Annotated in this window: 9 protein-coding genes; 4 read left to right on the forward strand and 5 right to left on the reverse strand. The window is 70.5% G+C overall.

Annotated elements, in window-relative coordinates:
• The first annotated feature begins 268 nt into the window (after positions 1–268).
• Positions 269–1042: a hypothetical protein gene (locus E1262_RS27255; RefSeq protein ID WP_132107499.1), complete on the forward strand. Its 774-nt coding sequence runs from the start codon at positions 269–271 to the stop codon at positions 1040–1042.
• A gap of 78 nt (positions 1043–1120) precedes the next feature.
• Entirely contained in the window at positions 1121–1516 is a 396-nt protein-coding gene (locus tag E1262_RS27260; RefSeq protein WP_132107500.1) for a hypothetical protein, read from the forward strand.
• 599 nt (positions 1517–2115) lie between these two features.
• Here E1262_RS27260 and E1262_RS30620 read toward each other — a convergent pair.
• The 5 genes from E1262_RS30620 to E1262_RS27280 all read right to left on the reverse strand — a co-directional run bounded on the left by E1262_RS30620 (position 2116) and on the right by E1262_RS27280 (position 6170).
• On the reverse strand, positions 2116–2283 hold the full coding sequence (locus tag E1262_RS30620; RefSeq protein WP_162606110.1) for a hypothetical protein: 168 nt from the start codon (positions 2281–2283) through the stop codon (positions 2116–2118).
• Positions 2283–3176 carry a hypothetical protein gene (locus tag E1262_RS27265; RefSeq protein WP_132107501.1) on the reverse strand — a complete coding sequence of 298 codons (894 nt, stop codon included), beginning with the start codon at positions 3174–3176 and terminating at the stop codon, positions 2283–2285. Before E1262_RS27265 ends, E1262_RS30620 begins: the two co-directional genes overlap by 1 nt.
• A gap of 267 nt (positions 3177–3443) precedes the next feature.
• Positions 3444–4151 (reverse strand): hypothetical protein, encoded by a 708-nt coding sequence (locus E1262_RS27270; RefSeq protein ID WP_132107502.1) that lies wholly within the window; start codon positions 4149–4151, stop codon positions 3444–3446.
• Complete coding sequence (locus E1262_RS27275; protein ID WP_132107503.1) at positions 4148–5851, reverse strand: type IV secretory system conjugative DNA transfer family protein; 1704 nt, start codon at positions 5849–5851, stop codon at positions 4148–4150. Before E1262_RS27275 ends, E1262_RS27270 begins: the two co-directional genes overlap by 4 nt.
• 70 nt (positions 5852–5921) lie before the next feature.
• A complete protein-coding gene (locus E1262_RS27280; protein WP_132107504.1) occupies positions 5922–6170 on the reverse strand; it encodes a hypothetical protein in 249 nt (82 codons plus the stop codon).
• A gap of 198 nt (positions 6171–6368) precedes the next feature.
• Here E1262_RS27280 and E1262_RS27285 point away from each other — a divergent pair, with 198 nt between their 5' ends.
• A complete protein-coding gene (locus tag E1262_RS27285; protein WP_132107505.1) occupies positions 6369–7538 on the forward strand; it encodes a hypothetical protein in 1170 nt (389 codons plus the stop codon).
• A 132-nt stretch (positions 7539–7670) separates the two neighbouring features.
• Positions 7671–8876 (forward strand): MobF family relaxase (mobF, locus tag E1262_RS27290; protein ID WP_275261825.1); only part of this gene is annotated, 1206 nt, incomplete at its 3' end.

Below are 8876 nucleotides of genomic sequence, written 5' to 3' on the forward strand. Positions count from 1 at the left end.
GCTGCGCTGTGGCTGGGGTGACGCGACCATGAGCCCGTCAAGGTAGCCGCCGCGTCTCACCCGCCCGTATCACGGCCTGTCTCCCGATCAAGGGCTCAAGATCTTTTTCGATTTCGCTGTCGCATTTGTCGAAAAACATCTTGGTCGCCTTCGGCGATCGGCCTCCGGCCGACCCTTGACCGCGAGCCTCCACGGCCGTGACACCGGCACGCCGCCGGTCGGGGCAACAAAACACCCCCCGACCGCACGGCACAACCGGAGGGACGCCATGAACACCACCGCCATCATCGCCCGCACCGAGACCGGCAGCCAGCTCGTCGCAGCCTTGGAAACGGTCTGGCGAGCCATCCAGGCGCGGCACCCGGAGGTCCCCGACGTCGTGATGATCACCGGCTCGGGCAAGGGCATGCTGGGCCTGACCTGGGGCCACTTCGGCCACGAGTTCTGGGCCAACGGCCGCTTCCGCGTGAACAGCGACGGCGTCATCGAGCGCGACCGCAAGCACGAGCTGTTCGTCTCCGGAGAGACGCTGGGGGTCGGCGCGGTGAAGACCGTCCAGACGCTGCTACACGAGGCCACTCACGCCGTCGCGGCGGTGCGCGGGGTGAAGGACACCAGCCGCCAGCACCGCTACCACAACAAGCGGTTCCTCGCGATCGCCGAGGAGCTGGGCTTGGAGTATCGGGCCGAGCGGCCAGACGCCTCGCTGGGCTTCTCCTCCGTCGAGATCACCGACGAGACCCGCCAGAGCTACGCCGACGTGGTCGAGCAGCTGGACGCCGCGATCGTGCTGACCATGGAGCTGCCCGAGTGGGCGCGGCTGCTGATCGGTGGCGGGCAGGGCGGCACGGACGGCCCCGGCGTCCACGGTGGGGACGGTACGAGGGGCCGGCGACCGGGCAGCCCGGGCCGAAAGCAGGGCCGCTGGATCAAGGCCACCTGCGGATGCGGGCGCATCGTCCGCGCCGCCCGCACCACCTTCGATGCCGCTCCGATCACCTGCGGCGGCTGCGGCGAGACCTTCACCGTCGTTGACGTGTAGACGTCAAGAACCGCCGTCGGCCTCTCCGCTCGATCGGGTGGCCGGCGGCGCTTCACGATTCGGGGTACAGGCCAGGGCATGGCGGCCATCAACGTCCGGGTGCGAGAGCCTGACTCGTGCGTGATCGGGATCTACGACCTCGCCGGCGACCCGCTGCCCGTGGGCAAGTGGCGGCCCGCGCGGGGTGGCTGGTGGAACCTGCGAATCACGACCGAGGACGCCGCCGGCGGGCTGGAGATCGTGCTGAGGGACACGCCGGCGCAGCACCCCGTCTCCTGCTTCTCCGAGGTCGAGACCGACGACGGCCGCATGGTCCGGATCGGGCAGAGTAGGCGCCGGGAGGACAACCGGTGGGTGCTGCGGATCACCGCCGCCGAGATCGACGAGGCGGTCCGCGACGTCGACCAGGCCCGCGCGGAAGACCGGCACCAGCTGGCGCCGCTGATGCGGGAAATCCAGGAGCAGAACCCCTGACGTCATCCGAACATGCGTTCTAATATGGCGCTTATGGAGCCTCAGCCTGTCAGCTACGCGCCCGCACAAGACCAGACCACCGCCCCTGGCTGGTCCGGCCCCACGCCCGGGATCCGCCGCGTCCTCGCCACGATCGAGTTCACCGACGGCCACCGCGAAACCATCCTCACTCACGCGTTCCAGTGGACGGCCGACCATGTCGAAGTCAGCGTGCCCGGCCAGTGGGGATGGAGTCACCAGGTCGCCTACGTGCGCGTCTGGATTCCGGCCGACCGCGTCGAGCAGCCCGCCCGCCCGCCGGTCCCAGGCGAGTACGCGCCCCACCCGGAGCTCGGCCCGACCGCGACGGTCCTCGTTGCGCCGGAGCGGTGCCCCAACGGGCACTCACTCAAGGCCGGCGCATCGCACAGCACCTACCCGTGCATGTGCCCACCCGCGCGGCCGCGCCCACGGCGGCCGCGGCTATCACTCGTGGACCTGCTGGACCTGCGGCGAAACAATCTACGGCCCGCCACCCCACGCCACACCAGCACCGACACTCACCGCCAGCCCAGCGCCGTCCTAGAACCCCGGTCCTGCCATGCGACGAGGCTCGCGGCTCATGTGGGCTTAGGCGGGTTGAGGATCTTCGATAGGTCCTTGATCGTGTCTTTGGCGTAGTCCTGTCGGCTCTTCCAGAACACGGCCACCACGATCACGAACGCTAACGCCACATAGAGGATGGCCAGGCCGATCCATCGTGCTGGGAGCAGCGCAAGCCAGGCCATCAGTACAGGGCTCCTGGCTGCATGAACTGCGCAATGGTCGGTGTTGTCGTGGCTGCTGGGGTGCGGCCTCCGCTCGATGCCTTGAGACGCTCGTCTGCGGTCCGGAACGGCCGCAGGAGTTCGTACGTGTTCACGTACACGTACCCGGTGGGGCTGCCACCTTCGAAACGCTTGCGTCGGGTGACGCCGAGGAGCCCGTGGTTGCGCAGCTCGTCAAATCCGCGCTCGGCGGTGTCCGCCGACCAGCCGTACCATGCCGGCACGTGTTCGGTGGGGAGCTGGAATCTGGGTCGCTCATGCAGCGCGACGAGGAGCATCGCGAGACCCGGGAGGCTGAGCTTGTCGATCCAGCCGTCCAACCAGTATGCGTGGGACAGCTTTAGGAACCGGTCGTCGGCGCTCTTCGGGCGGGTGTACGGCTCTCCTGAGCCGTCCTCGCGAAGGAGCCGGATCTGGATCTTGCGCTCCCTGCCCTTCCGCTCCCGCCCGATCAGTTGTCGATCTTCGAGGCGGGAGAGGATCTTGGAGACCGCGTTCGAGGCGGAGTTCTCCTGGGCGGACAGTGTCGTGCCGAAGAGGCGTGCCCATGCCCGGATGGGGTGCGTCGTGGTCCAGTTATCGTCGAGCGGGCCGCCGCTGCTGGTCAACGCCAAGATCATCAAATAGGCGTCAAGGGCTCGGCGATCTCCGTTTCTTACGAATTGCGAGAGCATGCCGTGCCGTGCGGCGGCACCGCGTGGTGCCTGTACGAACGTGCGGCGGATCGGCACGGAGGAACGGTTCGTGCGCTCGAGCAGCTGTGCTCGTGTCGCGGCAACCCGTTCTTCAGGGGTCTCTGGGAGTGGTTCCTCATCCTCGGTGGAGGAGGAGTCGGGGGCGTCCTGCGATCTCATGCCCCTAGGAAACGCCGTCAGGTGGCCAGCTGGCAAACGAATCACTTCGTCGTTAACTGTCGCTGTAGCGGGTAGGTGAGGATGTCATGCGAGCACGCGTGCGAGGACCGGTGCGAGCACAGTGTCAAGGGCCAGGGTGCCGGCTGCCGAACAGAACTACAGATATCTCTTGCCACCGGGCGGCTCCCCACACCACAAGGCCGCGGTGTGACAACCTCTTCAGCGGTATTTTTCCGGACTCTGCCGTTGCAGGCACGTTTCAGCTGGTCAGTAGCGGGCCTTGTCGCGGGCGCGGCGGCGGTCTTGCTCGGCCTTGGCCGCCTCGCGCGATGGCGCTGGCGGGGTTTCTGCGCCGCCGGTGCTGGCCCACCAGGCGGCCGCGTCGTCGACGGCTTCGCCGCCGGGGCGCTCCACCGGGAGCCATCCTTTGCCGTCGGCGTGCTGGTCCAGTGAGCAGCGCCGCAGCATCTCCGTGACCCGTTGCACGGTGCCCGGGCGCCATCGGTCGTGCCAGTCCAGCACGGCGGCCGGTGACGCGTGCTTGCCGTTGTAGGCGGCTTCCCAGCCGTCGCGGAGCGCGGCCAGCTCGGTCACGACGTCGGGATGGTAGGGCCAGCATCCGGAGAGATCGGTCTCGTGTAGGTACCGCACGTAGACCGCCGACACCCAGTCGGTGAGGTCGGTGAGGATCGCGGCGGCCTGGTCGGGGTCGCGGACGAGCCACCACGGCGGCGTCACCCCGGCCGTGCCGTCGTCACCGGTACCACTGTCCTGGCGGTCGTACAGGTCGCGGACGGCCTCACTGATCGTGGTGACGGCCTTGGCGGCCTGGGTGGCGGTCTCTTCCGCCCTGCCCGTCCGCGCGGTGAGCTCGGCGACGCCGGCGGCGAGCTGCTGGACCTGCCGGGCCAACGCCCGGACCGGCGCGGCGTCGGCGTCGGCCTGCTGGCCTTCCGGTACCCGTCTGGTGCTCATTCGGTGCCTTCCGCGGTCGTCGCCGCTGCGGTTGTGGTGGCTGTGGGTTCGAGGACAGGTTCGTACGGCGCTCGTCGAACAGCGCGGCGCATGTCTCGCCGCTGCCACGCCATGACCGCACGGCCCACGCTGACCGGGATACCTCGGCGCACGATCATGACGTGCTGCGCGGGCAGGTTCGCGATCTGCGCCGGCGACAACACCGGCGTCTTGCGCGCAGTCGTCGACGCCAGGTCGCCGCCGGCGTCGTGCGTGCTCACGGACTCGTCGCGCTCCCCGGACAGCATCGACCACGCCGCGAGGTCGTCGGGGTCACGGGTGCCGCCGAACACCATGATCGACGACGAGTTGTTCACGATGGTGCCCGCGCCCTCGTCGCCCCACCGCTGCTGCAGCTGCTTGCGTGACTGGAGCGACACGTGGATGGTGATCCCGCGGCCGCCCATGTCGGCCGTCCAGCGGTCCAGCGGCACCGGGCACACCAGTGCGGCCTCGTCCAGTGCGATGGTCAGCGGCGGGTCCAGCCGGCCGCGTGGCTGCTCGGATGCCCGCATGCGGGCCCGGTGCGCGACCTCGGCAGTGAGCGCGGCCAGCAGCGGCGCCGTGACGCCGTCCTCGGCGCCGAGCAGGTACAGGGTGCCGGTGCCGGCGGCGAGCGTGTCGAGGTCCAGCTGTTTGCCGGCCTTGGCCGGGTCAGGGTCGCCGATCGCGGCCGCGCGGGTGTCGGTGAGCCAGGTGAGTGCCGGCATGAGCGTGGTTGTGATGGACGTCTGCGTCCGGTCGTTGGTCCCGAAGAACTGGTCGGCGGTCGCGCGGACCGACCGGATCTCGGGCCCGTCCTTGACCCGCGACAGCGCCCGGTCGACGGCGTCGGCGGACCGGGCGTCCGGCTCGGACACCCATGCGAGCACGGCGCGCATCGGCAGCTCTTCCAGCGCGGCCGCGTACAGCAGCACGGCCAGGACCCGGCGGGCCTGCACGTGCCAGACCTCGGCGTCAGCGGACTTCGACGGCGGGATCATGTCGGCTGCGCGGCGCTGCGCGGTGGTGAGGTCCCGGCAGCCGGTGAGCGGGGACCACTGCACCGTCGAGGCCCATCGGCCGAGCCCGGACGGGTTGAACACCATCGTTGGGTGGCCCTGGGTCTGCCGGATCGGCGCGGTCAGCTCCACGATGTCCGTACGGGTGCTCGTGGCGACCACCCCGCCCGGCGCGTCAGCGATCCGGCACGCCAGCTCGCCGGTCTTGCCCGTGCGGGGGCCGCCGACCCGGAGCGTGACGTCCTCACACGGCGACCAGACGGTGAGTCGGCCGACCTTGGCCAGCGGGGTCGCGTATGCGGTGACAGGTGTGCGCCAGCGCCGCCACCACGACAGCTGACCGAGCGATGGCCGCAGCACTGCAGCGCGCCGCCGCATCGCCCAGCTCGAGGTGTGGCTGATCAGGTCCCACGTCGATGCAACCCCGCCCTGCCGCCGCGACTTTGCCGACCACCGGTTGATGGTGGCCGCGGTGCCGGTCCCAGCGCCTCTGTGCCGGCGCAGCAGTCGCCCTACGAGGTAGAGGAGCGCGGTCACGAGGACCGCCCCGGCGGCAAGCTTGGCCTCCCCAGGGACGGGCAGGAACAGCGTCACCCAGGCGGTCAGGATGACGGCGGCGATGATCGCGGGCAGGTTCGTAGTCCTAGTCTGTGTGCTCATGGATGCCGGGTCCTCTCCGGTGTCCTAGGTCCGCGGCCGAGGGTCGGATCTCGGCTGCGGACCGCCCATGTCAGGTCGGATTCTGTCCTCGAATCGGTGGCACGCCGGCCGCGCGGCCGAGGCGCCCGATGTGGTTGCGGTCGTATGGCGTGTGGTCCGCGATCTTCCCCGGTGGCGCGGAGCGTTCCCGCAGATGCCGGATGATGGCGTCGTGTAGTTCGGCTCTCGCGCGTTCCAGATTGGCGGCCGCGGCGGTGTAGCTCGCGGTGAGCCGGTCCAGCTCGGCCAGCGCCGCCGCCTCGGTGTCGTTGGCGGGCATCGGCTCCCCTCGTTCGGACATCTCGGACCGCGAGCCTACGCCTCACACCCTCATGTTGCAACACATGGTTGCAACTAGATGTTGCAACATCATGTTGCCTGCCGTAGCGTGATCACCACGCGCGTCCAAGGCATCACCCGGGCGGGATCCGACCCCCGCTCGACCGGACGCCGATCCGTTGTCGAGGAGAGGACCCTCATGGACACCGTCACCGACCCCGAAACCTGGACGCATGGCGGCGGCCTGGTCGCCGTGCTCGCCGCCGTGGCCCTGGTGTTGGCCGTCACCCTGTACCGCGCCCGCCGGCGCGGCCGCGTCGACCGGTGGGTCTCCACCGTCGCCGGCGTCGCCGTGCTCGGCCTGTCCGCCGAGGGCATGTGGATGGTCGCCGTCCACCGGCTCGGCCTGCCGCCGGTGCTCGCCGTGGTGACCTTCGCCGTGTTCGAGCTGGCGATGCTCAGCTCGGCCATGCACGCCACGACGCACTACCGGCGCACCACCGTCAGGGATGCCGCCGGCGCCATCGTGACGCCCGGGCACCCCGGCCGGCACGGGACCGTCGTGTGGGTGATCGCCGGGACCGCCGGCGTGATCGTGTCGCTGAACTCGCAGTCGTTCGTCGAGGTGCTGCTGCGCCTGGCGCTCCCCCTCATGGCCGCCGGCATGTGGCACACCACGCTCACCGCCGAAGGCGTCTCCAGGCCGGCTGGGTCCTGGCGCTGGACCCCGCGCCGGCTGCTGGTGCGGCTTGGCGCGATCGAGCCGACCGAGCGCGACCTGTCCGAGGTCGCCCGGGATCGCCGCATCCACGCCATGACCGCGACCGCCCGGCGGGTCCATCGCGGCGCCTGGCCGCAGCGGATCCACGCGGCCCGGCTGGGCCGGCTGGCGCTGTACGCCGACGACGCCATGATCGAGGCCGTGCGCGAGCGGATCACCCGGGCGCACCGCGCCGTCGAGCTGACCGCTCCCGTCGCTCCCGCTCCGGTGGCCGCTGACGCGGCCGTGGCGGCTCCCCCGGCGGCGCGGGCGGTGGTCGGGCGGGGTGCCTCCGACGGCTCAGCGCGACGCCAGCGGGCGCGCAGGACACGTCCCGCATCCCGCGAGAGCGATGCCGCGCTGCTGGCCCGCTACGGCGACCAGCTCACCGCCGAGGCCGCCGCCAACGGCGGACGGATCACCCGCTACCGCGTGCAGCAGGTCTGCGACATCGGAGCCCGCCCCGCCCAGCGCATACGCGCCACGATCCAAGCCGTCGCCGCGAGCCAGCCACCAGTGACCACGACACCCGAAGACCACGAGATCCCCGGACAAACAGCAATCACGATGGATGCTGACACCAGAGAGCACACTCGGACCGCTGCATGATCATTTGTCCGTGCACGACCACCGAGGATCGTCTCACCCTGGTCAGTTTCAGAATCACACCTAGGCATCTCTGATCGAATAGGTAAATTCAGACCCGCGGAGCGTGTTTCTTCCGCAGTAGGGGAACTCTTTATGCTCAGCATTTCCAGTGGCCATTCCGCCGAGTACTTGACGGGGCAAGTGGCCCAGGGCCGGGAGAATTACTACCTCGACGCGACCACGGCTGGCGAGCCGCCGGGCCGCTGGTCCGGGACCGGCGCGGAGGCGCTCGGCCTGGTCGGTGAGGTCGGCAACGACGTCATGACGGCGATCTACAGCGAGTTCCGCGACCCGCGGGACCCGAAGTTCGCCGACCCGGCCACCCGGGACCAGGCGGCCACGCTCGGTCGGGCGCCCGGCAGGTTCAAGAGCGAGGAGGAGCTGGTGGCCGAGCGCCTGGCGGCGGAGCCTGGTGCGCTGCCGGAGCGGGTGCGTGAGATCGAGCTCGAGGTGCGCAAGAAGACCCGCCAGCCGGTGATGTTCGTCGACGCGACCTTCTCCCCCGTCAAGAGCTTCACCGTCATGCACACCGCGCTGCAGCGGGCCGAGCTGGACGCGCAGCGGGCCGGCGACGACGTGCGCGCGGGCATGTGGGCAGCCATGCGGGCCGAGGTCGAGGCGGCCCTGTGGGCTGGGAACCAGGCGATGCTGTCCGAGCTGTCGGCCCGGGCCGGGTACGCCCGCACCGGCCGGCACGGCGCCGGCGCCGGCCGGTGGACCGACGCGCACGACTGGACCGTCGCCAGCTTCCACCAGTCCGACAGCCGCGACCACGACCCGCAGCAGCACATCCACAACGCGATCCTGAACCGGGTCGTCTGCCCGGACGGACAGGTCCGCGCGCTGGACTCGCGCGCCATCCACGCGTGGAAGCAGGCCGCCGGCGCGATCGGTGAACGCGTGATGGAAGAGGAGCTGTCCCGCCGGCTGGGTGTCCGGTGGGTGATGCGGGCAGACGGACAGGCCCGCGAGATCGAGGGCATCGACCAGCCCGTCATGGACCTGTTCAGCGAGCGGTCCGCCCACATCAACCGGACACTCGCCGGGCGGGTCACCGAGTTCGAGCGGGCACACGGCCGGGCACCGAACGCGCTGGAGCTGTCCCGGATGCGGCAGCAGGCCGCGCTCGGCACGCGCCGCGCGAAGACGTCCGCCGGCGAGACCGCGGCGGACCGGCTGGACCGGTGGGACGCCGAGCTGCGGGCCGAGGTCGCCGGCGGGCTGGTCGCCGTGGCCGAGCAGGTCCGCGACCAGGCGCAGCAGCCGGCCCGGCCCGCGGCCGCGACGTTTTCCCCCGCC

It is taken from the genome of Jiangella aurantiaca, assembly GCF_004349105.1.
Taxonomy (GTDB): Bacteria; Actinomycetota; Actinomycetes; order Jiangellales; family Jiangellaceae; genus Jiangella; species Jiangella aurantiaca.